This window comes from Pantoea sp. S-LA4 (assembly GCF_054482835.1).
The window spans coordinates 480,044-503,507 of record NZ_JBTLRC010000004.1; the positions used below are offsets into that span (position 1 = coordinate 480,044).

Genomic DNA, 23,464 nt, shown 5'->3' on the forward strand with positions numbered 1-23,464 from the left:
CTCTGAAAGAGGCCTGACGCAATGTCTGCGACTTGATGTAATCCTGCAGGTTTAACCCGCATTACGCTCAAAGTGGCTGTTAACAAACGCGCGACAGCGCGGCGAGATGGGATCGAGGAACACCTGCTCCGGCGCGCCGGACTCTTCAATCATGCCCTGATGCAGGAAAATCGCTTTATTGGACACTTCCCGCGCAAAGCCCATCTCATGAGTGACGATAATCATGGTGCGTCCCTCTTCCGCCAGGCTACGGATCACCCGCAGCACTTCGCCTACCAGCTCCGGATCAAGTGCCGATGTGGGCTCATCAAACAGGATCGCTTTTGGCTGCTGCGCCAGCGCACGGGCAATCGCCACACGCTGCTGTTGTCCGCCGGAAAGCTGCGACGGCCAGGCGTCGCGCTTCGCGTACAACCCCACTTTATGCAGCAATGCCTCCGCCTCTTCCAGCGCCTCTTTATGGCTGCGCTTCTGGACGTGAATCGGCGCTTCGATGATGTTCTGCATCACCGTTTTGTGCGGCCACAGATTGAAACTCTGGAAGACAAAACCGAGCTGCATACGCATCAGTTTGATGCGGCGACGCTGCTCACGGTTCAGTTTTTCATCAGCATTATCCAGCGTGACCGTCACCTCACCCACTGCGATCTCCCCGGCCTGCGGCACTTCAAGAAACGGGATGCAGCGTAACAGGGTGCTTTTGCCGGAGCCGCTGGCGCCGATCAGCGAAATCACATCGCCATCCTGCGCCGTCAGGCTAATGTCGTGCAGCACTTCATGTCCCGCATAACTCTTTCTGAGATGACTCAGCATGATAGTCGGTGCCGTCATGAACGCGCTCCAAAATAGTAAGGTGATAAACGACGTTCCAGCATCGATACGCCTTTGCTGACCAGCATGGTCAGTATCAGGTAGATAACCGCAGCACTGAGGAACACTTCCAGCGCCCGAAAGGTTGACGAGACAATCGAATCGGCAATCCCGGTCATCTCCATCAGGCTGATGGTGCTGACCAGCGAGGTGGCTTTAATCATCGAGATTATTTCGTTGCTGTAGGCCGGTAATGCCTGGCGAATGGCGATCGGTAAGGTAATCCGGGTGAAGATTTTGTATGACCCCATACCCGAAACCTTTGCCGCTTCCAGCGACTGCTGGCTGACGGCGCGCAGCCCACCGCGCAGAATTTCAGAGGTGTAGGCCGCATCGTTGAGGATCAACGCCAGTAACCCGCACCAGTATGGATCGCGCAGCAGCGGCCAGAACAGACTTTCCCGCACCGCCGGTAAGCTGCCGAGTCCGTAATAGACCATGAAAATCTGAATCAACAGGGGCGTACCGCGAAACAGCCAGACATAGAAACGGCAGAACAGGCTGCCGACCCGCGTCATGCGCAGCAGGTTGAGCAGCAGCGCCAGCAGGCCGCCGCCCAGCAGCGACAACAGGGCGAGATTAATCGTCAGCGGTAGCCCTTTCAGCAGTGCCAGCAGCGTTTGCTGTAAAAAAGTGATATCCACGTGGACTCCTTATTCCTTTACGCGCTGTTGACCGCGCATCGCAAATTTTTCCACGTAGCGGAAAACCATGTCAGAACAGGTGGTGATGATCAGGTAGATCACCGCGCCGACGCTGTAGAAGAAAAACGACATCTGCGTGGAGTTGGCGGCGGTTGACACCTGATTCATGGTTTCCACCAGCCCGGTCACCGACACCAGCGCCGACTCTTTGATCACCGATTGCCACTGGTTACCCATTCCCGGCAGCGCGGTACGCAACGCCTGCGGGACGATAATGCGGCGGAACATCATTAAGCGCCCCATCCCGGTGACCGTTGCCGCTTCCAGCGTGCCTTTCGGGATGGCGTAAAAGGCGCCACGAAACACACCGCTCTGGTAGGCGCCGGAGATCAGCCCGATGGCAATCGCGCCTGCCACAAAGCCGTTCACGTCAAACGGCCCCTGGAAGCCCAGCGCGGTGCCGACGGTCGATACCACCTGCCGTCCGCCAAAATAGAACAGGTAGATCACCAGCAATTCCGGCACGCCGCGAAACAGGGTAATGTAGCTGGCCGCCAGCCGTTGCTGCCAGCGCGAGCCGGCAATCTGCATCCAGCACAGTACGCTGCCGAGCACCGCACCCAGCAGCCAGGCACAGAGCGAGACGCTGACCGTGACGGCGGCGGCGTTAAGCAGCACACCGCCCCACCCTTCGTCGCCAAAGCCAAGTATCTGCCAGTCAATATTCATCAACATCAGCGGTTACGCTTTGGGTGCGACGTCTTCGCCGAACCATTTCATCGACAGTTTGCTCAGCGTGCCGTCTTTGATCATCGATTCCAGCGCCTGGTTCAGCACCTGCTGCAGTTCACTGTTGCCTTTACGCAGGCCAATCGCTGAGCCGGCACCCAGTACGCCGCCAGAGAAGCCGTAGCCGCTGCTGCTGATCGCCTCAGCATGTTTTTTCACAAAGGCGTTGAGGTTGGTGCGTGACGCCATTACCGCATCAACCCGGCCATTCATCAGGTCAGCGAAGGTCTCCGGGCCCGCCTGATAGGTACGGATAGTGGCAACATCGCCGAGATATTTTTGCAGGAAGTCAGCCTGAATGGTGGCGACCTGCACCGCGATGGTTTTGCCCTTAAAGGTGGTTTTCAGATCCTCAATCGCTTTTTTCATGCCCGCTTCATCATCGGCCGTGACCACCGTGCCGCTGCCTGGCAGAGTTGCCAGCGGCGAGGTTTTAGAGGTCACAAAGCTGGAGACGCTGACGGTGTACTGATGGGTAAAATCGATCGCTTCGGCGCGCTTGGGGGTAACGGTAACGGCATCAATGACCGCATCATATTTACCGTCGATCAGGCCTGGGATCATGCCGGACCATTTCTGGGCAATGATTTCATATTTGAAACCGGCGCGCTTAGCCAGCTCCGCCACCATATCCGGCTCATAGCCGACGATTTTGCCGCTCGGAGTGGTCTGGTTAAACGGGGGATAAGCCGCCTCGGTGGCAAATTTCAGGGTGCCAAAATCTTTTGCCTGGCTGACAGCAGACGTCGCCAGTAATGCCACGGTCAGGGAAGCCGCAAACAGACGGTTGTGCATCATCATAGAAACCTCATTTTTTTTATTAAGAGAGCAGATCAATCGCAAGGCGGGTCAGCGCCTGCGTCCCGGCGGCAATGCTGCGTTCATCCGGTTGATAGTCGGAATTGTGCAGATGATCGTCACGGCCCGGCGTGGCAGACCCGATGTGGATCTGGCAACCCGGCGCCCGTTCGGTAAACAGCGAAAAATCTTCGGCACCAAAGCTGTCGCTGGGCTGCGCGATAATCGGCTTATCGAACTGGTGCGACAGAATCTGCTCCAGCGCATCGATTAGCCGATCGTCATTCATCAGCGGTGGTACGCCACGCTGGAAGTTAACCTCCACGCGCACATTTTGCGCCAGCGCCACGCCCTCACACATCCGTTTGAATGCCGCTTCCATGTCGGCACGTACCGCAGGCGATTTGGTGCGGATAGTGCCCTGAAACAGGCAGCTGTCAGGAATAATATTGTGGGTGGTGCCGCCCTGAATGTGGCCGATGGTTAACACCGCCGAGTGGGCCGGATCGCGTTCGCGCGAGATGATAGTTTGTAGCTGACTGATGAGATGCACGGTGGCAATAATCGGATCGCTGCCCATGTGCGGGCGCGCGGCGTGGGTTGAAACGCCATGCACCGTCACGTCAAATTCGTCACTGGACGCGGTACTGGCGCCGCGGGTTAACGCTACTTCACCAGCCGCCAGTTCAGGCTTATTGTGCAGAGTAATCGCCCAGTCGATGCCTTCCGCCGCACCGTCAGCGATCATCGCCTGCGCGCCGCTGTCCGGGGTTTCTTCGGCGGGCTGGAAAATCAGCCTGACTCTCCCTTTTAGCTGCTGACGATAATGCGGCAGAATCGCTGCTACGCCCAGCAGGGTGGCGGTGTGAATGTCATGCCCGCAGGCGTGCATTTTGCCGGGCCAGACGCTGGCAAAAGGCAGCCCGGTCTGTTCGTGGATCGGTAACGCATCCATATCGGCGCGAAGCAGCAGGGTTTTCCCCGGCTCAGCGCCGTCGATATCCACCATCACGCCGCTGCGGCCGATGCCGGTTTGTGGCGTCAGCCCCAGCGCCTGTAACTGTTGTGTTACCAGGCTGGCGGTACGCAGCGTATCGAAGCCTAATTCCGGGTGGGCATGAATATCGCGTCGAATCGCCACTAAATGCGATTCCAGTTGTTCCGTTCTGGCTTTTATTTCTCTGGCCAGCAGTGCTTTATCCTGATTCATAGCAGCCCCGGCAATATTGGGTCGGCATCGTAATGCAGACTCTTTTTTTATGTGATCATGATTTCTGGTGTTTGCGACCGTTTATTTATTCACAGCATGACGCAGAAAGCAACGCGCAAAAGCCGGTCGCAGTCGTTTTAAAATCAATGAGATAGAAATAACCTCAGGAAGATTGAATGAGAATCGGGCAGATCAGCAATAATATTAATAATCCGCAAGATGACATTACTTTCACTACTTATATGGTGATGAAAGCCGGTTACCGGACAGTTGAATTAAACATGCCTGTTAATATTGCGCTAATTTTTGCGGCTGTTGGTCGGCAATAAAATGCCCGCAGTTCAGCAGCGTTACTTTGCTGAGCGGTTCAGCCACCGCGCAGGCCAGCGCGGGATGCAGCGGCTCACGGACTGGCGTCAGAAGCATGCGTCCGGCTGACACAACGGGTGTTAAGCCCCTACTCGCCTTATCCGCTGGCCTGCCGCGTTATGGGACCGGACTCTGCCACTCTGCGCGCGATTGCTCACTAAGTGCAGGCCATCCCGATGATGAGAAACGTCAATACGGACTGGGTGCTGCGGGTGCCGACGCTGCATTTCTCGCTCAGTCAGGATCGCCTGCAGGCCGGTGACCTGGCAGATCGGCCCGAAGTCGCGCATCCGCAGGATATTATGCAACATGCCTGTTTGCGCCAGCGTCTGCCTGGCGGCAAACGTTATCACTGGGAATATCAGCAGCATGAGCAACAGTTTGCGCTGGATGTGCCGCGCAGCCTGACCCTCGACAGTAGCGCTTTAATGGTGGAAGCGGCTGTCGCAGGATTAGCTGTGGCCTATGTGCCAGAGCCCTACGCCCGGCAGGCTCTCGACACGAAGCGGCTGGTTACTTTACTGGAAGACTGGACGATTGCGTCGCAGGGTATCGCACTCTACTTTCTGCAAAATCGCCATATGCCTGTTGCATTGCGACTGTTCGTGGACACGGTAAAAACAGCGATGCGTGTCTGAAATTAATTCCGCTGATTCAGCCTGCGTACCCGTTAAAACGGGTTTCGGATCAGCATTAAGCGAACACCGGGCGGTTCAGGCCATCGTTCGCTGTAAGCCGACCCTGCCTCATCCCCGCCGGTGCCTCTGCGGAATCGTATAGTCTGCATCAGCTATCGCGTTAACCTCACCTCGTGCCACTCACCTGAACATCCGTGAGCATTCGACCTGACCCGTCATTCATTCGCTCGACCATCTGGCGTCATTCTGCCCCCGCCTTCAGCCAGGCAGACGCTGAAATAGCGTAGCAAACGGAACGGCACATAAAAGATTTACCTAACAAGTGTTAGATAGGTGTTGACGCACATCGAATCGGCAGCTAAGGTTTATCTACCTAACGTTTGTTAGGCAACTCAACCCCAACTTTCAGGATGCCGACCATGACAACTAAACTTCAGCTTTTCACTTCGCCTTCAGCCTTTCCGAACCCACAGCGTCTGCGTCTGTTCATGCACGAAAAAGGCATCGCTGACCATTTTGCCGAAACCATTTATGATATGTCCCCTGTGGGAGAACAGCGTGGCTGGCGTCATCTGAATATGAACCCGTGGGGCGAAACGCCCACTCTGCAACTGGCTGACGGTAGCTATATTTCCGAAACGGCTGCCATCGTTCGTTATCTTGACCAGGAGTATCCCGGTCGCAAGATCATGGGAGAGACCGCACTGGAACAGGGTCTGGATAACATGTGGGATAACCGGGTTTGGGTGCACATCCTGTACCGCATCGTTACAGCATTCCACGTGTTGCATACCGGCCTCGGCTTCAAGCTGGAACTGACCAAAAATGAGGCCTGGGGCGAACACTGCCGTAAGGAAGCGTTGGCTCACGCCGCACTGGTCAATCGTCATCTGTCAGACGGCCGCGAATGGCTGCTCGGCGGCGATGCCCCGACCTTCTCGGACATTACGCTGGCAACCGCCATCGCCTTCTCGAAATTCCCGGTCAATGCCACACCACTGGACGAGCGTTTTGAGTTCCTGGATGCGTACTGGCAGCGCTGGACAAAACGTCCTGCTTTCCAGGCAGCCTACGCCGATCGCAGCAGCGGCATTCCTGAGCTGGATTCGCCAGCCCGGTAATAGCTTCTCAATGAAAACGCCGGTACGCCGGGATCGCCATCCTTTAACTTTCCCGGTGACCGTAGTGGTCCCGCTAGTATCGGCTGGCGATGCCGCTTTCTGAACCATGAAGGAACGGCGTCTGCCTGAGCACCCTGGTCGCAGTGAACGCAGTGCTCTGCCTGACAATCTACCTGTCACACGGTAGGTATTTGCTGTAAAATAGCCTTCTTTATTGAAGAGATCGTCCCTGGACGAAAGGCACAAAGATGAGCGTCAATTCTAAGGAAGCCATTTTGTTGGCGGCCAAAAAAATTGCCCAATCGCAGGGCTACAATGGTTTGAATTTCCGCGATCTCGCGGAAGCTGTTGGTATCAAAGCGGCGAGTATTTACTACCATTTTCCCAGCAAAGCCGATCTGGGTATTGCCGTTGCCAGACGATATTGGGAGGACGGCGCGCTCGCGCTGGAGATGATCGAATCAGAAAGCCCGTCCCCGCTTGACGCGCTGCATCGCTTTCCTGAAATCTTCCGCAGATCGCTTGAGGCCGACAATCGTCTCTGCCTGGGCAGTTTTATGGGCGCTGAAACCGATACTTTACCCGTTGAAATGACCAATGAAATTCAGAAATTTGCTGAAGTAAACATTACATGGCTTAGTAAACTTCTGGTGGCTGCGAAGGTGTGCGAATCAGGTGAGAGTGAATCCAGAGCACGTGCAATTTTCGCAGCTATTGTCGGTGCCCAGCTTCTGGCCAGAAGTCGCTCGGATATTTCGCTTTTCGATGCCCTGGTCGATTCATACCGCGCGTCCGGACCTCTGCCTGCCTAGCCACTGACAGCGACCCGCTTTGGCGAAAGATAAAAACCGGGTAATAGCCCGGTTCGTCTCTCATTCAGCCTTTCTCTGGTGTTAATAAAACTGAACGTCATTGATCATACTTGCGTCATCCCCCCATCCACACAGATTTCTGCTCCGGCTATATAACTGCTTTCATCGCTTGCGAGGAATAGTGCAGCACTGGCAACTTCTTCAGGTCTGCCCATTCTTGATAACGGAATGGTGCTGATTATCCCATTACGTAGCTCTTCAGAGGCCGCAAGCATCATTTCCGTATCGATGGGGCCAGGGGCGACAACATTTATTCGAATGCCACGGTCGGAGAGTTCTTTTGTCCATGTGCGGGCAAAAGAACGAAGTGCTGCTTTACTGGCGCCATATACGCCATATCCCGGCGTGCCAATCACATCGGCAATCGACCCGATCAAAACGACGCTCGCGCCCTTCTTCATCAGGGGAAGTGCTGCCTGCATAGCAAAAAGCGGTGAGCGCACATTCAGGCCGAAAATAGCATCAAAATGTGCCGGGGTGACGTCATCAATCGTCGAGTATTCCGCCATTCCGGCATTGATGACCAGCACATCTATCTGGCCAGACTCTGCCCTGATTACATCAACTATCCGCGTCAGTTCGCTTATCTGGCTGACATCAGCACGAACGGGCCTGGCGGTGCCCTTTATGGTGTGGCTGGCTGCTTCTAACTCTTCATTTCGGCGCGAGGTCAGCCAGGTCGTTGCACCTTCACTGGCAAATCGCTGGCTGATAGCCAGACCAATGCCTTTTGCTCCGCCGAGTATCAGGGCAACTTTATTCTCTAATCTACGCATCTGCTCACTCCTGTCGGGATGGAAAACAGATGATATAATTTTTATACTTAATAACAATTACGCACTTTGTTTATATCAGGTATCGAGGAATATATCGCTATGGCTCAAATTGAGAGTAATGACCTGACAGAAATAGGAAAAACCCGACCGGTGCTGGAGAACATCACCAATAAATGGTCAATTTTAATTCTCACCGTACTTTGTAGTGAACCCGTGCGCTTCAATGAACTCCGTCGCCGACTGGATGGGATTACGCACAAAGCCTTGTCTGATGCGCTTAAACGGCTTGAGCGCAATGGATTGGTGCATCGAAAGGTACTGCCGACTTCGCCGGTGAGTGTGGAGTACAGTCTTACATCACTGGCACAGACGCTTCAGGAGCCTTTTAGTGCGCTGTATGGATGGGCGCTAAAACATGGTGCGGAAATGGAGCAGGCTCAGTTGCGGTATGATTCCCGGCATGCAGAAGAGGTTTGTTGAATCATCCTGCAATCCGGGTCCACCAGTCGCCTTTGATTGACGCTGTTATGTCCGCGAAAAGATGATTACATTTATTCAGCAAACTTATCCGCGGCTCTGCCGCTCAGCAGAGTGTTACTCACCGACACGCGGATTGATCGCAGGGAAGACCCGTCGTTAACATTAAAAGTAACTCCGCAAACAGAGGCAGGGAAAGTATGAGGGAGATTGCACCTGAGGGCATAACCGGTATGCCGTCACGCACGGCAGAGTATCTTTGCCGTCAGACTGCACGCCTGGTGAAAGGAGGAAGCCTGACCCCGGAGACCTGCCAGCGCATCTATGCTTTTTGTGGTATCAGACCGTCAGATGCTCAATGGCGTCAGTTTCTTATCCCGGTTCTTTGCTGTCTGGGATTACTGTCACTGGTTGCCGGATCGGTGTTCTTTATTGCCTGGAACTGGGCGTGGCTGCCGAAGATGGCGAAATTTGCCCTTGCTGAACTGCTGATTGTCGCGCTGGCGGTGGTGGTCTGGTGGCGCTGGTACAGCACGCTGGCACGCAGCGCATTGCTGGCAGCAGGGTTAAGTTTCGGTGCCCTGTTTGCGCTTTATGGGCAGATTTATCAGACCGGGGCTGACAGCTGGGAGCTATTCCGGGCCTGGTTATGCGTTCTTCTGCCGCTGGCGCTGATTGCCCGGCAAAACAGCCTGTGGTTTTGCAGCTGGCTGGTCGCTAACCTGGCGTTCCAGCTCTATTACACCACGATGCCGACCTCACTGCTGGATCTCGCCGTGTCTGACAGCTTCACCCGACTCCCGTCGGCGGTGCTTCACGGATATCTGGCGCTGCTGGCCGCCTGCCTGATTATCAGGGAAGCGCTGGCCTGGCGGGCGATAACGCATCATCCTGAGAGCTGGCTGGCAAGTCGCTGGTTCTCACGGGTGATGGCTGGATTTTTACTGCTGCTGCTGACCACCATCGTGGCCGGGAACATTTCTGACTGGGACGGTAACAACCACTTTACTTACATCACGGTCGGCTGGGCGATCACCCTGCTGGCAGGTTATTACCTGTACCGTTACCGCTATCAGGATCTCTGCATGCTGACGCTGGGCATCGCCAGTCTGACTGTTGTTGGTTGTGCGCTAATCATGCGGTTATTTCTTTACGCCTACGATACGGGCGATCTGTTTTTGACCGGTGCCCTGATGGCATTCTGGCTGGCGGTAAATGGTTCTATCCTGCTGAAGTGGCAACGCAAAATGGTTGAAAAGGAGCCGATCGATCCGGTTCCGGCCAGGCTGACCTTACTGACAGACACGTTGCGTCAGCAGGGTTTGCTAAGCGCCTCGCAGATTGAAGAAATTCAGCAACGCGATCTCGCCTCCGACCTGCCCTGGTATCTGAGGCTGGCGCTAAGCGTCGGTGGCTGGATCGCAGCGATCATCATTCTGTTACTGCTGATACTGCTGCTCTATACCGCTGACTTACTCGACCAACCGAATGCCGCCACCCTTATTCTTCCTTCACTGCTGCTCGCCGTCATTGCGCGCGGCCTGCTGCACAGTCAGCGTGACGGTAAACATCACCTCGGGCTGGCATGGGCAATTGCGGCGACCTGCGGGCTGATATCCGGCGTTCTGCTGCAAATCCACAGCAATGACGTCAGCTTCCTTATGCTCAGTTCACTATGTGCAGTGCCGATCCTGGCCGCGATGGCGGTGGCTATGCCCGACCGCACTTATCGATTTATGGCCATCACTGCCCTGACCTTTTTTCTGGTGCTGGCGGGCCATTCTCTGGCCCGGCTGTCCCTGTCGCCGACGGCTGGCCGCCTTGCTGTTTGCGGAGTGGTGGCGGCGATAACGTGTTGGTGGCTGTGGATCGTCAGTCATCAGCTGAGGTTACAGGCAGGGCTGTACGCTGACGCGGTACATCCCCTGCTGTATGGCATCCCGGCTGGTCTGATGTTGCTGAGTTTCCTCGGGATAAACGCGGCGTATCTCACGGATTTCATCTGGTCAACTGCGCAGTTGACTACGCTTCAGTCTGCGACAGGCACAGGGATCGCGGCAGGCTTAGTGCTGAGTGCACTCAGTCAGAAAAGGAATGGCCAGTCGCTGTTTTCGATTATCACACTGCCCGCCGCCCTGATCTGCGGGGCTGTCGCCCTCTATGCACCGGGTATTGGACTGGGCCTGTGGTTGATTCTGATGGCGCGTTATCAGGGAAGTCAGGGATTACTGGTGGTCAGTGGCGGTTTCATGGTGCTGTATGTCATTGGCTGGTATTACTTCCTGGCGGTTACTCTGCTGCAAAAATCCCTGCTGCTGATGGTCGGTGGTCTGGTTTTACTGGGGCTGGTATGGGGAGTCAAAAAAGTGTTACCCGCACCGATCGGAGGTGCCAGTGAGAATGCGTAAACAGAGCCGATGGCTGGCAGGCGCAGTGATAGCGCTGGCGCTGGTGGCCGTCAATGTCAGCATCTGGCAAAAAGAGCAGGTGCTGAAACAGGGCGCGGTCATGATTTTACCCCTTGCGCCGGTTGACCCGCGATCCCTGATGCAGGGTGATTACATGGCGCTGAATTATGCCCTGACCCGACCTCTGGAACTGAGGTTGTATCAGCAGGCTGAGACCTGCGGCGCGACCCTGTCAGCGCCCTGCCTGCCCACCAGCGGGACGCTGATTGTTGACCTCGATGCGCAGCGTCATGCGACTCAGGCCCGGTTTGATCACGGTGAGCCTCTGCAGGCGAATCAGCTACGGGTGAAATACCATCAACATTCTGGCTCGCTGACCGTCGGCACCAACGCCTGGTTCTTTCAGGAAGGCCATGGCGAGCGTTTCGCGCAGGCACGTTACGGGGCATTCCGCGTCGGGAGCGATGGCACGGCACTCCTGACCGATCTGCTTGATGAGCAGGGTAAAGCGATTCAGCCTTAACTATGCCAGACGCTTACTGGCCTGCCAAAAAATACTCTGACAGGCGGCTTTAAGATCCTTCCTGCCATGATGCCCGTCACGGATCGCCACGAGGCTCTTGCTGGTCTGTGGAACCGGTTATCGATCATCGCCTTAGCGCTGATATTTACTAAGGCGCTGAACGTTCCGGCATCAGTTGCCAATGCGATCTGCTGAGTTAAACCGGCCGGAGAGGTGTTATAAGCGGGCAACGGCCAATAGGGTGTGAGTAAAGCGGTCGGGACGGAAGCGGAGTAGCACAGGCAGATTATGGTTGGTGCAGCAACCTGTTGATACGCTACCGCGCAGAAGGTTCTGTCTGCTTACCCAGGTTGCCTGCTACCGGATGTGGCACGGTCAAGTACGTAACCGTCGTAATGCTTAATGGCGTGCACACTACGCGGGCTCGTTTCCCGGGGCTTCTCCCCGGGAAACGTTGATAGTCGTTGGTACAGAGATTGCGGGAGTAATAAGCGGCGGTTAGCCCGGCAGGTATCCGGCTACTGCTCGTTTTTACGCTGCACATCCTCTGCGGCAGAAACGCCGGTGATGTCAGAAAGCCCATCCTGATCGATTTCAGCCGCGGCACCATCAACAGTCCGGGCCATCATGAGTAAGTCCTGCAGTTCGTGCAGCAGAATGGCCGCATCCGATTTCAGCACCTCATCGGTATCCACGGACTCAATAATCGTATTGATGGCCTTTCCGGCGCTTTCCATCATTTCAGTCACACCGCCCTGCTTACTCACTGCAAGCACCAGCGCGCTGATCAGAAGCGATTGAGCCTCGACGCGGGCAGTTAACTGTTTGGTTGCCGCATCAATTTTAGAGATTTTGGCAAGCATGCTTAACACAACGTTTTTCATGGGAAATACTCTATAAAACCTATATTTGGCAGTTAATCAGGTTGAGGAAACGCTGATTAACCATTTTCACTGGTTCACTGGCTGAAAATAATTAACAAAACCTCTGTCGGATTACGCTATTTTTTGACCAGCGTAAGCCTCTGAAAATTTGCCACGGTTACCGGCCTGCCGCATCCAAAACAGACTGCTCCGTGAGCACCTTTCTTCATGTCAGACAGGAGAGAATAGGTAAACTTCCTGTCACCGCAGAACGGACATTGAAATTTAGCGAACCTCATGAATACACATTAGGGCCATCCCCGGTAAAAGGGGGCCCAGCATGGCAGGTTAGCGTTAATTGACAAGCACATTTACGTCAGCAGCGATTTATTGAAGGAGAACAGAATTTTCGTCCTCTGCCGGGCTGATGAGAAAGATTTTCTGGCTGAAGAAAACAGCTCAAAACCGGACCGACCCTGAGCCTGTTTAATCAGCATCAGAATATCAGCATCCCCGCTTAGCGCCGCCAGCCTGGCGCTGGCGGCCTGAGGCGATACGGCAGGCACACTGCCACGGCTAGCCGCTTAGCGGATCAGTGAGTAAAAAAATCCGTTAATATTTCCGCCAATTTTTCCGGCTGTTCGTCGGGAATAAAATGCCCGCATTTCCCGATAACCGCACCGCTGACCTGCTCAGCCACTGTACGCAGCGGGGTCGCCATATCCGGTATTGAACCCTGTTCGGCACTGACCGCCTGCAGCGGCAGCGCCAGCTTTCCAGCCTGCGCGCGCTGGTGATTCTGACTGGCCGGCCGACTGCTCAACCGCCCGGCAGTAAGCCAGCCCGGCCCGCAGCGCGCCGGGCTGCTGATAAAGGCGCAGATATTCAGCGCGCGCCGCCGCATCTATCCGGTGCGGACTGGTCGCTTTACGGTTAAAGAACCAGTCCAGGTAGATCGCTTATCCGGAACGTTAAGTAATCCAGCCGCTGCTATGAATGAAAGCAGATTTTATTAAACCCGATCAGGCAAGAAGAATTCTGCAGGAGGATGAAGGCTATAACGGACTCCTGCGGTAAATTTATGCATCATGTACCACCCTTACGCCTTAGGAACCGAGTGAAATAACTTCATCAGAGTCTGCCCGTAAAATTTACAATGCAGAACAAGCCATTAAAAAAGGACTTGTAACAAAAGGTAGAAGGGAAAGCCGCTCTTACTTACTGACCTGTATTATTTCTGATACTCAAGACTAACGGTCCTCCTGTTGAAGCGGCAGGGTATCCGTTATAGGTCAAAAAACCATTCCGGACGTCCGCTTTGCAAGAGACGAGCAGATTACCTGCGGATCAGCCCCGATGTTTACCGTTAAAGTTCATTCAGTGTTTATTATTCATGCCCTTGCATAAATCGTTCATCATGGATGAACACACGTGCTGCATTGGCGCGCAGACGTTCATAAGTCGTGTGGTCTCCCCGGCGTTGCGCAATGATCATCATTGCTGCAGTGACCTCAGGGTTGTTATGAACCGCGAGCCACTTTTCTCCCCAGATGTAAAATTCCCCTATCGCCTGAGATCTTTGCAAAAATCCAGGCGTATTGGCTATCAGTAGGTGTTGATCGTAGTCCAGCCGTTCTGCCTGCGTCATTGTTCGCCAGCTCGCCATCGGTAACGTGGGTAGCGATCCCTGATTCATCTCCGCTTCGGCCTGGGTCAGCATCGATTGCGTAATAAAACCTGCTTTCAGCCCAACAAGAATCACCAAACCACCCAACAAAAACGGAATCGTTACTGCACGTCCAAAGCGGGATACGTTGACAGGCTGCAGAACTGAGTCGGGTAAACTTATACGAAACAATACAAGCAGCAGCATGAGATGAGGTGTTGAAAGATAGAGTGGATACTCCAGCATCATGTGGATCACGACAGGCAGACCCGTCAGTGGTAACAGCCAGCCAGACTTATCCAGATAGAGTGAGTCACGCAGCCGCAGGATGAGTGGCCATATCCAGATACCGGCCAATAACAGCAAGCCTGCCATGGCAATGATTCCGCCTTCGGCCCAGACATACAACGCTTCATTATGCGGGTGAGTAACAGTGTCACTCTTTTGTACTAAACCCAGGGTCACTACCGCCAGTGGGAATTGCGCTTCGAAGCTACCCAATCCGCTGCCGGCCCACGGATGCTGTCCAATCATTTCAGCGGTCGCTTCAAGCATCAGAACACGTTCAACAGTAGATTTTTGGTGTATCAAATCGGCGTGCTGCCCTGCGGGCATTGCCCATAAGCCAATGGCTGAACAGCATCCTGCTAACGAGACAATTAACCCGCCTTTCCACAGAGCCGCTTTAGGATCGATTCGCGGCTGGCGTCGCCAGTCGGCAAATCCGGTCAGTAGCATGGATAAAATCACACCGATCATCCCGGTACGGCTTTGGCTAAGCGTTATCGCCGCGCATAGCGGATACGAGGGAAGTAGCCAAACAAATGTGCTTCTGCGTGTGGTTGCGGTAAGCGCAAGATAGAGCGTTACTGCTGCGCCCGTAGCCAGCCAGCTTGCCAGCAGGTTACGCTGCTGAAAAATGCCATAGGGTGAAGTGCCATAAAAATCCATCAAACGCAGGGCGATCTCCGGCAACCAGGCCTGCATCATGGCTTCGCCAGCCTGCAGCAGAGAAGATAAAACCACCAAAGCAAGTAAAATGCGTCGCTTAGACGACGTTAGGCTCACCTGACAGAGAGCCAGACAAAATAGCAGCGCTCCAGCGATTCCTGCCAGACGTGGCACGGCATGCTCTCGCCACAAAACTGATGATGTCCAGAACCACGGCAGCAACAGCATAGCTACTGCCAAAAAGGCGATGAACATGAAACGTGATATCAGGATCTCTCCGGTTCGCAACACATTCAGGAGAGCAGATAAAATGCACAAAAGCATCACACTCCATGCAAGGATGTTCTGAGGCATTTCCAGCCCTGTTCCGCCATTATTTTCAAAATAAATCGGCAGAATAAAAAACAGGTAAAGTGTTATGAGAGCCAGCGTAAATGCGCCGCGTGAGAGACAAAACAGCTTCAACTCCGCTGCCCATTTTCGTTGCATCTTCCGGATTATCTTCATTTTTCAGTTCAGTTGGGATGTTAAGTTGCCTTAAGCGCGGAAAGCGATAATAAACATCGGGCATATTTTTTTCGTGTTGTGGCATTTAAAGATTGACGCTCATAACGCCACCGCGTTATTAAACCGTCACTAGCATCTTCTGAAGCTGGCTGTTCTGCGCCAGTTTATCTATGCCAGGTTAGTTATGATTACAGAAAGCTCAAACAATTTCGCACCTGATCGCCGCGTGTTCAGATGAGCAGTGCAGCATACAATATTCAGCTATCCACCCACCAGCCAAAAACCTGCCGGTAATTAATATAATTTTATTGCCAGAATATTTATCATTATCAGTAAAGTCTGTTAAAAAATCAGCACCCGGCGGTTCTTCTACATAATTTCTCCAGACAGGGTATGGCTGTATACAGTTGTGTTATCGCCCGCATAGCCCAGGCTTCTTCTTTACGATTGCTGATGCCGAGCTTATTGACGGCTTTATATTTATGGGCGAGGACTGTTTTGCAATCAATATTTAACACACGCGATACATCACTGGTTTTTTTGCCTTTCCCCAGTTCCGCCATAACCCGAAACTGCCGTTTACTCATCCATTTCCTGACAAAAAAATGCTTAAATTGTTTTTGTACAAGGCATGATGAAATCATCTCCGCCAATTGCTGAACGCTCACTGTAGAGGGAATTAATGAAACCCCTTCTACAATAACATCCTCGCCGCAAAAAGTGGCAGGCAACTCCTCACTAATAATAATCTGTTTAATTTTATTATGATTTCTCCGGACATTCAAAATATCTGTAATACTTTCATAAAACTCATTAGCGGAGTTAAACATCCATATAACCACCTTTGGTCTAAACTCATCAACTACAGGCTGAATCTCTGCTTCTTTAGACGTTACCTTGAGATGTACAGAGTGATTATTAGCTAAAACATGCCGCACGCCCATCACGGCGTAATCATTGCCGGCAATCATCATTACTTTATCAATCTCCACAGAGGAGATATTCATACGGGGTTTCAGATAATACTCACTGCCGGTCTTTTCATCTGACAGGTATCTGATGTTATTTCTGATATTACCGTCCCAAAAGTCAGGAATAACTAAATTATTAATGTGATGGCGAACGCTAGCATTTCTCATTTTCCAGAGCCTCTCAAATTCGTACCGATTCATCACAATGCTTGAAATGGTGAGATCAACAGGTAACGAACGGTATCGGTGATGAGAGCGATTATGTCTCGCCAACGGCCATGTCAGTTCATTATATTTCACATCGATTAAAATATAATTTTATAATCCACTTATATAATATTAAGCAGCATAAAACTCTGGAAGTATGCATTCCTGAATTGGTAGGGCAAAGAGGAGTGAACAATACAGCATTGCTCATTAGCGGTTGCAGGTTCAGACTACTGATGAATCAGGCTGGTCTGATTGAATGGCTTTACCGTTTAACGCATAAATGTCGGGGCCCCACCATATTACCGATGAGATAGCCGTTGTTCTGTTTAACGACAACCAGGTGGTCGGTCTGCTCAGATGTATGCGAGTAGATATATTTAGTGAAAACGGCATCATCGAGATCATCGCCTTTATATTTGGAGACTACAACATTGCGCAACTCATAATTTTTCTGGTCAGTTTTTTCAAAAGAAAAATGCATAAATCTTTCGAATGAAAATATCTTACCTGTCTCTGCAGTTTTACGCGCTTCGCCGGAAAACATAACATTGCCTTGCCCTTTGCTGGAAAAAGTAACGGACATAGTGCCTTTTAAGTATTCCCATACACCATCATTCGGTACAGTATAGAATGTTGATACGCAATCAACTGTATTATTTATTTTCTTCAACGCAAGAAATACCAGAGTAATCGCCAGAATAATGATTACGACAAATACAGCCCTAAGCCTTTGGAAATTCATAAACATCATAGCATCCTGCGAATTTTTGACTGCCATCTTTCTGATAAGTACACCGGGTTATAAATGCTGCACCCTGGCCATTTAAAATAACCTCATCGGAAGGATGATAAATATATACATCATTACCGATACAAGGCGCATATTTATCTATCATCTCTTTAGCAAGCCTTAATTTAACCTCAGCGGTTTCAGGCGAGTTTTGATAAAGCATATAAACATTGCAACGCCCAACACTACCTATTTTGAAAACATTACTTTTATCCCATCCACCACGATTGATGAATGCGTAACCGATTATCGTAATGGCCAGTATACAGACAGCAGAGGTTATAATAATCTTTTTACCCGGCTTTTTATTCTCAATGGCTACCGGCTTCCCGACGACACCCAGCTGCTGAACCTTCAGATCTTCAGGCATTAAAAAGCCCGCGCGGGTTATTGTTTTGATCAACTCACCTTGAAAACCAAGTTGCTCAAATTTTTTTCTGAGCAAGGAAACATACTGATTCAAGGTATTATTGGACGCATTAGCACCGTAATTGCTCCATATCTCATCAAAAATATGCTCCCGGCTCATGACCTTACCCCGGTTTTCCAGCAACAAGCACAGTATTCGTGAGGCTGTCAGCGGAAGTTGTGTTTTTTCATTTTCACTTAAACGATGCCAGATAGCGTTATTGGCTTCATCGTAAAAGAAATCCTCTTCGATGATGTACATCATTCCTCTTCGAATCCATGATTAACAAAGATAGGATCTATTTTTTGCGTTTTAAACCGACCCGTTGAAACCGGATACTCTTACGGTTAAATTCTACGACCGCGATCACGGTATTTTCTCTGCCTGCAGCGTTCTTCCTGAGTTAAGACAGGCGGCAACGTGGCCTGTTCTTCAGGACAATGACCAACGCTTTCGCGTGAGACAGTCACCTGGTCCCTGTATGCCCTGAACAGCAGAATATGACGGTTTCTGCCGTTTTAAAATTATGTACCGCAACAGTAATAACATCAGGCTGTAAACTATTCAGTATGATTTTAAAAAATTGCGTTCATTTAAGCTGGTACCGGGATTGATACTAACCGATGCAAAAATATCAATCAAAGAAGATGGAGGTACAGGGTTGAACAGCAGCGGCAGTTCGCTGACTTCATGCCGTCTGAAGATGATGATGCAGTCCGCACCGGCACGCTCAACGCTATGCAAGAGAGGCCCCCTTCATCAGATGAAGCCCTTCGACAGACTGATACCTCACCACTGATATCACTATGCATAACCGGGCGGCAGCCGGCCCGGTTTTAACAGACAGAGTCTCATTCAGCGTTATGCGCGCGGGTTTCTTTCCAGCAACTCAATGCGGGCGCTGATTCAGGGTTATCAGCCGCGAAAATGCTGGCTACAGTCGGCAGCCGACACCAGACCGATGAAATAATTTACGCGCTTTACTGTCATCTTTAGGCCTGCGTTTAAAAATAAAGGCGTTTTATCAGGATAGGCGCATTTTGGCTGGTCAACACCACATCATTCAAACTCACCTGGACAGGCAGACGTAAGCAGTGATGCAGTTCCGCTCAGATACTGTGCTGAGGCAGCCTCTCTCCTCGCAGGTGGTATTCCATTACCGTATAAGGACGTACGCCTGGCGGCAGAGGATGTTCACCATAGACGGTTTTGGCCAGGGCATAGGCAACGACCTCTCCCCCTTCGCCGGGCAAACGCATACCATCCTTAACGATTGCAGGCATATCATCGTCAGCACGTAAAATCATGGGAGGCACCCGGCTGATAACCGTTCCGTCGACAACCTCTTCAGTCATCGAGAGCATGACCGGCTGCCCCGCTGACACGGCTTTCCCGTTGCGTACCCGATACCAGACAATGCCGTTTGCCGATTTAAGCGGCTTGCGCCCTGTCGCCAGCGAACGAATTTTTCTCTCCCCCTGCATCACCTTTTGCGCGACAGCAACCTGTACGGCTTTGACAAAGTCAGCCTGTGCCCGTCCGGCTTCTTTTGGCTTCAGGCGAACGGCTGTGCTCAGGCCATCTTTGATGCCTGCCTGGAAGGTGACATTATCAATATCGATACCGGCATCGCGCCAGTCATCCAGCCGGGCATGAAGTCCTTTAGCCATCATCACTCCGGCAATATAGGCCTGACGGTTCGCCGCGCTTTTCAGGTCTGGCGTGTTTTGCTGGTGCATTTTTTCACGCAGTTCTGCCAGCGTGATGGCAGCTTGTTTCAGCTCATCACTGCGGCAGTTAAGCGCCTGTTCCAGCTCGCTGGCTGCCTGTTCCTTCTGTTTGAGAGAATTTAAAAGCTCTGTGACCGTATTTTGACTTCCGGTCAGGGCATTGTTTTTATGGATCAGCTCGACCTGATTTTTCGCCAGATTTTGCTTTAACATCAACAGTTCCCGATCGCGTTCTGAAAGTTTTTGCTCAAGCGCCTTAATATTTTGCTGCTGTTGCTGACGCTGTTTAACATCCGTAGCAGTCAGCAACTGTAGCTTGTCCTCCCGCTGTTTAAGATCGGTGTTCAGATCGCTAATCTGACCGTTCAGCCTGGCAACCTGTTGCTGGCTTTGTTGTAACGCATCTTGCAGGGCGGCAACCTCCGGTGATTCGGATGAGGCGGGGTTTTTTACCTGGGCACTTTCTGCTACTGCAGGTTGACTGCTGGCTACTGCTGCAGGATGATTGCTGGCCTGTGCCAGGGCATCCTCCAGTCGCTTGTTCAGCTGTTTAATGGTTTCAACATCTGTTTTATGCTGGCTGGACAGTGTATTTATCCGCCGCTGCAAAATTAAATCAGCAACCGGCTGCTCTTTCCTTTTTCCAGGCTGTTTCAGATTAGAAATGCCCGTTTCCGTTTCATTTGTTGCCGGTTGCGGTGCTGACTGAGCATGATGATGAGCCGCCACCATCGCTTCGAGGCTCCAGCTTTCATCAGACGGCTGTGATAACAGGGACTCGGCGGCAGATGAAGAGATCGTTCCCGCAGCAACCCACTCAGGCAGGATCAAAAAGAGAGCAACGGCAACCAGTCTGAAATGTGAAGTGAAGCAGCGCACGGCTGTTATCCTTAGCGAACGTCAATAGCCTGGTTAATCAGGGTCTGGGCCAGCGCGCCCTTGATGCGATAACAAAGGTTGACCAGCGCGTACTGAAAGCGCGGCCGGGCCAGCTCTGCCACCTCCGGGCTGACGTCATCTTTCACCGACATAAACCCGGCGGAACTTTTCATTAGCCCGTCGTATTGCGCCAGATATTTGCGATATTCGGTCATGTTGACGGTGCGCAGGGATTCCAGATCGCGATTGCACTGAGCAAGGGGAGATAAAGACGACCTCACTTCATTTGTTACTGACTCAGGCGAAACCTTTTCTCTTTCTGTAGTGGGTTGGGATTTGATCGACACATTTTCCCGTGCGCTGCAACCTGCAATGCTCGTCATGATCACCATGGTGATCAAACAAAACCCGAAAATAATAAATTTTTTCATTTTATTTTTCCCGAAACACTTATTGATAGTTCACCACCAGAGGTGCTGAGCCAGAAAAAGCCCCTTCCGTTGGCGTGCCTTCAAGTGTTGCAGTAATTTTCAGCGCACTGATCCCCGACGGAACCGCGTGCGTCGTACTTAATTCTTTATTATTGATTTTTAAGCCTGCCTGCATACCATTGGACAAGGGAATGCTATTAGTGCCATTAACAGACTGAAAACTAATATTCATCGCTGCGGTACAGGAAAGACTAACGCTATTTTCTGCCTTTGCTCCCGCGGCACTCTTTTTGGCAATATCACCAAAAGGGATATCTACAGAAGCATTTTTAAACGAACAGGTTTCATTGTTCGGCATCGGGAATAAACAGGCTCCGGACATTGATGGCGGTGTCCAGAACCTGTTATAAAAACCAATGTGATGCAATACCACGCCAAAACATACATCTTTTGGATAAACATGCTGCGTACCGCCAGCTTGTGAAAATGAACCTGTGATATTACCAACGTGACTTGAAAGCTCACGTAGCGTCCATGCGCCATTAATATCATTTGGTGAAATGAATGTAGGGAGCCCGGTACCTGTACCGTCTGTCGTGTGAATGGCGAAAATAGCCAGCCGGCAATGCGTGCCACCCCAATAATCAGCATCACATTTGTCTGCAAAATCTGGCATATCCATTAATTTAGTATCAGCTAGTTTGTCATCAACAAAGATATTTCCAACGGCGACAGATGCTTCGTAGTATTGAGACGCCGGCCCTACTTTATAAACATAGGGCCATGTTATCATCGCAGCCCGAGAATGCGTGATAATATTTAAAATCAAAAAAATACCCATTAATATTTTTTTTGTGTTCATTTTTTACGTCCAGATTAATTAAATAAGACGAAACCCAAAATAAATATTTAAGTCATGGGGCGTCTTGGTTTGATTGATGTCAGCGAACAAAAAACTATGGATATTCCAGTAAAAACGTGGTCACAGCTTCAAAGGTGCCCTTCCCGACAGTTCTGTTTTTCACCCCTGCATCACTGGCCTGAATATAAGATGAAAACTTCAACTCAGTGGTGCCGGCATTTAACGGATATCCTTTAGTTTGCTGATTAACCGCAATATCACCGCCATCCGCGGCCTGAATACCAATGGCGAGGTGGTCAACACCATTGCGGCTGAACAAGGCGAGTAGCCCTGGCTGTTCTGCATCTTCAGTACCGGTAAAGGTCACTTTCACCTGACTACCCAGCGAGAGGTCGCAGTCCTTTAGCAGAATATGAAACGGAAACTGCCAGGTGCGCGGGGGGGTGTAAAAATAAAAGTTTTTATCCGGAATGGTGCCGAAATCAACCAGCACATTCTCGCCGTCGCCACCGGTGGCCACGGTACAGGGTTCTGCCACCAGCGTACCTTTGAAGTCCACATCCGAAGAGGCCGCCTGTACCGGCATATGCAGCATAACGCTCAACAAGACCAGCAACATAAATAGCCTGTTCATGCGACCTCCACGGTGAGTTTCACCGTCGCGCTAAAAGGTCGGGCGTCTAACTCTGTAGCCGGATCTTTAACCGGAACCGCCGTCAGTACGGGTACCGCTTTATAGCCGAAGCGAACGGCCTGATTAAGTTTTTGTGGCTTGCCATTGCTTTGTAGCTGGATGCCCAGTCCGTTGACGTCCGTTTCTACCGCTGCTTCATCAAATGCGACGGCCTTGCCTTCAATTTTTAGTGTCAGGTCGGGTACATCAGCCCCCGCATAGTTAGTGCACGACACCGTAAAAGGGACGTGTTGCTGATAACGCTTGCCATCGATTTTATGGATCCCAACTGCGTCACCAAAATTCACCAGCTGCCGGCCGTTGTTGGCATTGATGGAACACTCAACCACCCTTAGCGTACCGTGAAACTTTGCCGGGCCTTCAATTGGAGCGGCATACAGCGCAGGCGCAAGTAATAATCCGCCAATCAAAACCGAATAAAACCAGCCGCTACAGGTTTTGTTTACCATTTCCATTCCATTACCTCAGGGTATTTGCACCGCCAGCGTGGCCGTTGCGTTAAAATCCCCGCCGGCAAATTTAGCCCCTGGCTCTCTCACCAGCATGGCCAGCATTTGATAGGTTCCTGCCCCTTTACTCAGCGGATACCAGGTGCTGGGTACAATGTTTGACATATTACTATCATTAATCGCCACGATAACGCCTAAACTCGGGACATCGGTTGACAGCGCTAAATTATTAAAGGATGAGGCATTACCTTTAAACTGATACTCCACTCCGCCGGTAAACCCGTTGGTGCAGGAAATGGTCATCGAGAAAGGTTGCGCACTGGCACCTGATGAAACAGCCATGTTGGTGCGCGTCTTCCCTTCTGTAATGTCATCAACTTTTACATCGCCAAAATCGACATCTACAGCACTGGCACTGCAGCTACCGGCGATCAGGGTTCCGTGAAACTTCACCGTCGCATCAGCCATCGCCGCCGGAGCCAACAGGCTTGACAGCAGCAGCACCGCACTCACGTTAACCGCGAGATTCTTTATTTTTTTCAGCATGATTTTCTCCT

The 23,464-nt window shown here is 51.7% G+C and carries 25 protein-coding genes and 1 pseudogene; 8 read left to right on the forward strand and 18 right to left on the reverse strand.

What is annotated here, in order from left to right:
* Positions 1–51 precede the first annotated feature (51 nt).
* From ACX3P5_RS22775 to ACX3P5_RS22795, 5 genes are read right to left on the reverse strand one after another with little or no spacing between them, the layout of a single operon-like run.
* Complete coding sequence (locus tag ACX3P5_RS22775) at positions 52–831, reverse strand: ATP-binding cassette domain-containing protein (protein WP_233988569.1); 780 nt, start codon at positions 829–831, stop codon at positions 52–54.
* Positions 828–1,514: an ABC transporter permease gene (locus ACX3P5_RS22780; protein WP_094119056.1), complete on the reverse strand. Its 687-nt coding sequence runs from the start codon at positions 1,512–1,514 to the stop codon at positions 828–830. Before ACX3P5_RS22780 ends, ACX3P5_RS22775 begins: the two co-directional genes overlap by 4 nt.
* 9 nt (positions 1,515–1,523) lie before the next feature.
* Entirely contained in the window at positions 1,524–2,249 is a 726-nt protein-coding gene (locus tag ACX3P5_RS22785; RefSeq protein WP_233988568.1) for an ABC transporter permease, read from the reverse strand.
* A 6-nt stretch (positions 2,250–2,255) separates the two neighbouring features.
* Positions 2,256–3,104, reverse strand: coding sequence for an ABC transporter substrate-binding protein (locus ACX3P5_RS22790; RefSeq protein WP_458969456.1), 849 nt, complete (start codon positions 3,102–3,104; stop codon positions 2,256–2,258).
* Between the two features lie 19 nt (positions 3,105–3,123).
* Positions 3,124–4,311 (reverse strand): M20 metallopeptidase family protein, encoded by a 1,188-nt coding sequence (locus tag ACX3P5_RS22795; RefSeq protein ID WP_336756278.1) that lies wholly within the window; start codon positions 4,309–4,311, stop codon positions 3,124–3,126.
* Positions 4,312–4,487: 176 nt separating this feature from the next.
* On the opposite strand from ACX3P5_RS22795, the gene ACX3P5_RS22800 reads away from it, so the two are divergent.
* From ACX3P5_RS22800 to ACX3P5_RS22820, 5 genes and pseudogenes are all read left to right on the forward strand, one after another.
* Positions 4,488–4,640, forward strand: a complete 153-nt coding sequence (locus ACX3P5_RS22800; RefSeq protein WP_458969457.1) for a hypothetical protein — start codon at positions 4,488–4,490, stop codon at positions 4,638–4,640.
* Between the two features lie 60 nt (positions 4,641–4,700).
* Positions 4,701–4,937, forward strand: a pseudogene (locus tag ACX3P5_RS22805) (hypothetical protein); the annotation flags it as partial.
* 6 nt (positions 4,938–4,943) lie between these two features.
* A complete protein-coding gene (locus ACX3P5_RS22810) occupies positions 4,944–5,318 on the forward strand; it encodes a LysR substrate-binding domain-containing protein (RefSeq protein WP_458969485.1) in 375 nt (124 codons plus the stop codon).
* A 419-nt stretch (positions 5,319–5,737) separates the two neighbouring features.
* Positions 5,738–6,439 (forward strand): glutathione S-transferase family protein, encoded by a 702-nt coding sequence (locus ACX3P5_RS22815; RefSeq protein ID WP_233988564.1) that lies wholly within the window; start codon positions 5,738–5,740, stop codon positions 6,437–6,439.
* Positions 6,440–6,687: 248 nt separating this feature from the next.
* A complete protein-coding gene (locus tag ACX3P5_RS22820; RefSeq protein WP_458969458.1) occupies positions 6,688–7,251 on the forward strand; it encodes a TetR/AcrR family transcriptional regulator in 564 nt (187 codons plus the stop codon).
* Positions 7,252–7,355: 104 nt separating this feature from the next.
* Here the strand turns inward: ACX3P5_RS22820 and ACX3P5_RS22825 are convergent, their stop codons facing one another.
* Positions 7,356–8,087 carry an SDR family NAD(P)-dependent oxidoreductase gene (locus ACX3P5_RS22825; protein ID WP_458969459.1) on the reverse strand — a complete coding sequence of 244 codons (732 nt, stop codon included), beginning with the start codon at positions 8,085–8,087 and terminating at the stop codon, positions 7,356–7,358.
* A 99-nt stretch (positions 8,088–8,186) separates the two neighbouring features.
* On the opposite strand from ACX3P5_RS22825, the gene ACX3P5_RS22830 reads away from it, so the two are divergent.
* The 3 genes from ACX3P5_RS22830 to ACX3P5_RS22840 all read left to right on the forward strand — a co-directional run bounded on the left by ACX3P5_RS22830 (position 8,187) and on the right by ACX3P5_RS22840 (position 11,495).
* The gene (locus tag ACX3P5_RS22830) at positions 8,187–8,567 is read left to right on the forward strand and encodes a winged helix-turn-helix transcriptional regulator (RefSeq protein WP_069729128.1); all 381 of its coding nucleotides are present in this window, start codon (positions 8,187–8,189) and stop codon (positions 8,565–8,567) included.
* Positions 8,568–8,764: 197 nt separating this feature from the next.
* Positions 8,765–10,972 carry a DUF4401 domain-containing protein gene (locus ACX3P5_RS22835; RefSeq protein WP_458969460.1) on the forward strand — a complete coding sequence of 736 codons (2,208 nt, stop codon included), beginning with the start codon at positions 8,765–8,767 and terminating at the stop codon, positions 10,970–10,972.
* On the forward strand, positions 10,965–11,495 hold the full coding sequence (locus ACX3P5_RS22840) for a GDYXXLXY domain-containing protein (protein ID WP_031377585.1): 531 nt from the start codon (positions 10,965–10,967) through the stop codon (positions 11,493–11,495). Before ACX3P5_RS22835 ends, ACX3P5_RS22840 begins: the two co-directional genes overlap by 8 nt.
* Before the next feature lie 518 nt (positions 11,496–12,013).
* On the opposite strand, the gene iraP is transcribed toward ACX3P5_RS22840, so the two are convergent.
* The 12 genes from iraP to ACX3P5_RS22900 form a co-directional block, all read right to left on the reverse strand.
* On the reverse strand, positions 12,014–12,379 hold the full coding sequence (gene iraP / locus ACX3P5_RS22845) for an anti-adapter protein IraP (RefSeq protein ID WP_031377586.1): 366 nt from the start codon (positions 12,377–12,379) through the stop codon (positions 12,014–12,016).
* Between the two features lie 571 nt (positions 12,380–12,950).
* Positions 12,951–13,262 carry a hypothetical protein gene (locus ACX3P5_RS22850; RefSeq protein ID WP_458969461.1) on the reverse strand — a complete coding sequence of 104 codons (312 nt, stop codon included), beginning with the start codon at positions 13,260–13,262 and terminating at the stop codon, positions 12,951–12,953.
* Positions 13,263–13,745: 483 nt separating this feature from the next.
* Positions 13,746–15,464: an O-antigen ligase family protein gene (locus ACX3P5_RS22855; protein WP_233988558.1), complete on the reverse strand. Its 1,719-nt coding sequence runs from the start codon at positions 15,462–15,464 to the stop codon at positions 13,746–13,748.
* 368 nt (positions 15,465–15,832) lie between these two features.
* A complete protein-coding gene (locus ACX3P5_RS22860) occupies positions 15,833–16,621 on the reverse strand; it encodes a LuxR C-terminal-related transcriptional regulator (RefSeq protein ID WP_233988557.1) in 789 nt (262 codons plus the stop codon).
* Between the two features lie 304 nt (positions 16,622–16,925).
* Positions 16,926–17,414 carry a hypothetical protein gene (locus tag ACX3P5_RS22865; protein WP_233988556.1) on the reverse strand — a complete coding sequence of 163 codons (489 nt, stop codon included), beginning with the start codon at positions 17,412–17,414 and terminating at the stop codon, positions 16,926–16,928.
* Positions 17,386–18,126, reverse strand: coding sequence for a winged helix-turn-helix domain-containing protein (locus ACX3P5_RS22870; protein ID WP_458969462.1), 741 nt, complete (start codon positions 18,124–18,126; stop codon positions 17,386–17,388). Before ACX3P5_RS22870 ends, ACX3P5_RS22865 begins: the two co-directional genes overlap by 29 nt.
* Positions 18,127–18,971: 845 nt before the next feature.
* Positions 18,972–20,471 carry a hypothetical protein gene (locus ACX3P5_RS22875; RefSeq protein WP_458969463.1) on the reverse strand — a complete coding sequence of 500 codons (1,500 nt, stop codon included), beginning with the start codon at positions 20,469–20,471 and terminating at the stop codon, positions 18,972–18,974.
* Between the two features lie 11 nt (positions 20,472–20,482).
* Entirely contained in the window at positions 20,483–20,902 is a 420-nt protein-coding gene (locus ACX3P5_RS22880) for a hypothetical protein (protein ID WP_233988553.1), read from the reverse strand.
* 19 nt (positions 20,903–20,921) lie between these two features.
* Positions 20,922–21,764 (reverse strand): MrpH family fimbial adhesin, encoded by an 843-nt coding sequence (locus tag ACX3P5_RS22885; RefSeq protein WP_233988552.1) that lies wholly within the window; start codon positions 21,762–21,764, stop codon positions 20,922–20,924.
* A 94-nt stretch (positions 21,765–21,858) separates the two neighbouring features.
* On the reverse strand, positions 21,859–22,398 hold the full coding sequence (locus ACX3P5_RS22890; protein ID WP_233988551.1) for a fimbrial protein: 540 nt from the start codon (positions 22,396–22,398) through the stop codon (positions 21,859–21,861).
* Positions 22,395–22,913, reverse strand: coding sequence for a fimbrial protein (locus ACX3P5_RS22895; protein WP_233988550.1), 519 nt, complete (start codon positions 22,911–22,913; stop codon positions 22,395–22,397). Before ACX3P5_RS22895 ends, ACX3P5_RS22890 begins: the two co-directional genes overlap by 4 nt.
* A gap of 9 nt (positions 22,914–22,922) precedes the next feature.
* Positions 22,923–23,453, reverse strand: coding sequence for a fimbrial protein (locus ACX3P5_RS22900; RefSeq protein WP_233988549.1), 531 nt, complete (start codon positions 23,451–23,453; stop codon positions 22,923–22,925).
* Positions 23,454–23,464: the final 11 nt, after the last annotated feature.

Excerpts from the sequence above, each read along its gene's own strand:
- ACX3P5_RS22815 (WP_233988564.1), top strand. The coding sequence starts at position 5,738 with ATGACAACTAAACTTCAGCTTTTCACTTCGCCTTCAGCCTTTCCGAAC.
- ACX3P5_RS22850 (WP_458969461.1), bottom strand. The coding sequence starts at position 13,262 with ATGCGGCGGCGCGCGCTGAATATCTGCGCCTTTATCAGCAGCCCGGCG.
- ACX3P5_RS22890 (WP_233988551.1), bottom strand. The coding sequence starts at position 22,398 with ATGAACAGGCTATTTATGTTGCTGGTCTTGTTGAGCGTTATGCTGCAT.
- ACX3P5_RS22865 (WP_233988556.1), bottom strand. The coding sequence starts at position 17,414 with ATGATGTTTATGAATTTCCAAAGGCTTAGGGCTGTATTTGTCGTAATC.
- ACX3P5_RS22855 (WP_233988558.1), bottom strand. The coding sequence starts at position 15,464 with ATGCAACGAAAATGGGCAGCGGAGTTGAAGCTGTTTTGTCTCTCACGC.
- ACX3P5_RS22895 (WP_233988550.1), bottom strand. The coding sequence starts at position 22,913 with ATGGAAATGGTAAACAAAACCTGTAGCGGCTGGTTTTATTCGGTTTTG.
- ACX3P5_RS22800 (WP_458969457.1), top strand. The coding sequence starts at position 4,488 with ATGAGAATCGGGCAGATCAGCAATAATATTAATAATCCGCAAGATGAC.
- ACX3P5_RS22880 (WP_233988553.1), bottom strand. The coding sequence starts at position 20,902 with ATGAAAAAATTTATTATTTTCGGGTTTTGTTTGATCACCATGGTGATC.
- ACX3P5_RS22825 (WP_458969459.1), bottom strand. The coding sequence starts at position 8,087 with ATGCGTAGATTAGAGAATAAAGTTGCCCTGATACTCGGCGGAGCAAAA.
- ACX3P5_RS22900 (WP_233988549.1), bottom strand. The coding sequence starts at position 23,453 with ATGCTGAAAAAAATAAAGAATCTCGCGGTTAACGTGAGTGCGGTGCTG.
- ACX3P5_RS22830 (WP_069729128.1), top strand. The coding sequence starts at position 8,187 with ATGGCTCAAATTGAGAGTAATGACCTGACAGAAATAGGAAAAACCCGA.
- ACX3P5_RS22790 (WP_458969456.1), bottom strand. The coding sequence starts at position 3,104 with ATGATGATGCACAACCGTCTGTTTGCGGCTTCCCTGACCGTGGCATTA.
- ACX3P5_RS22860 (WP_233988557.1), bottom strand. The coding sequence starts at position 16,621 with ATGAGAAATGCTAGCGTTCGCCATCACATTAATAATTTAGTTATTCCT.
- ACX3P5_RS22840 (WP_031377585.1), top strand. The coding sequence starts at position 10,965 with ATGCGTAAACAGAGCCGATGGCTGGCAGGCGCAGTGATAGCGCTGGCG.
- ACX3P5_RS22795 (WP_336756278.1), bottom strand. The coding sequence starts at position 4,311 with ATGAATCAGGATAAAGCACTGCTGGCCAGAGAAATAAAAGCCAGAACG.
- ACX3P5_RS22785 (WP_233988568.1), bottom strand. The coding sequence starts at position 2,249 with ATGTTGATGAATATTGACTGGCAGATACTTGGCTTTGGCGACGAAGGG.
- iraP (WP_031377586.1), bottom strand. The coding sequence starts at position 12,379 with ATGAAAAACGTTGTGTTAAGCATGCTTGCCAAAATCTCTAAAATTGAT.
- ACX3P5_RS22820 (WP_458969458.1), top strand. The coding sequence starts at position 6,688 with ATGAGCGTCAATTCTAAGGAAGCCATTTTGTTGGCGGCCAAAAAAATT.
- ACX3P5_RS22870 (WP_458969462.1), bottom strand. The coding sequence starts at position 18,126 with ATGATGTACATCATCGAAGAGGATTTCTTTTACGATGAAGCCAATAAC.
- ACX3P5_RS22835 (WP_458969460.1), top strand. The coding sequence starts at position 8,765 with ATGAGGGAGATTGCACCTGAGGGCATAACCGGTATGCCGTCACGCACG.
- ACX3P5_RS22885 (WP_233988552.1), bottom strand. The coding sequence starts at position 21,764 with ATGAACACAAAAAAAATATTAATGGGTATTTTTTTGATTTTAAATATT.
- ACX3P5_RS22775 (WP_233988569.1), bottom strand. The coding sequence starts at position 831 with ATGACGGCACCGACTATCATGCTGAGTCATCTCAGAAAGAGTTATGCG.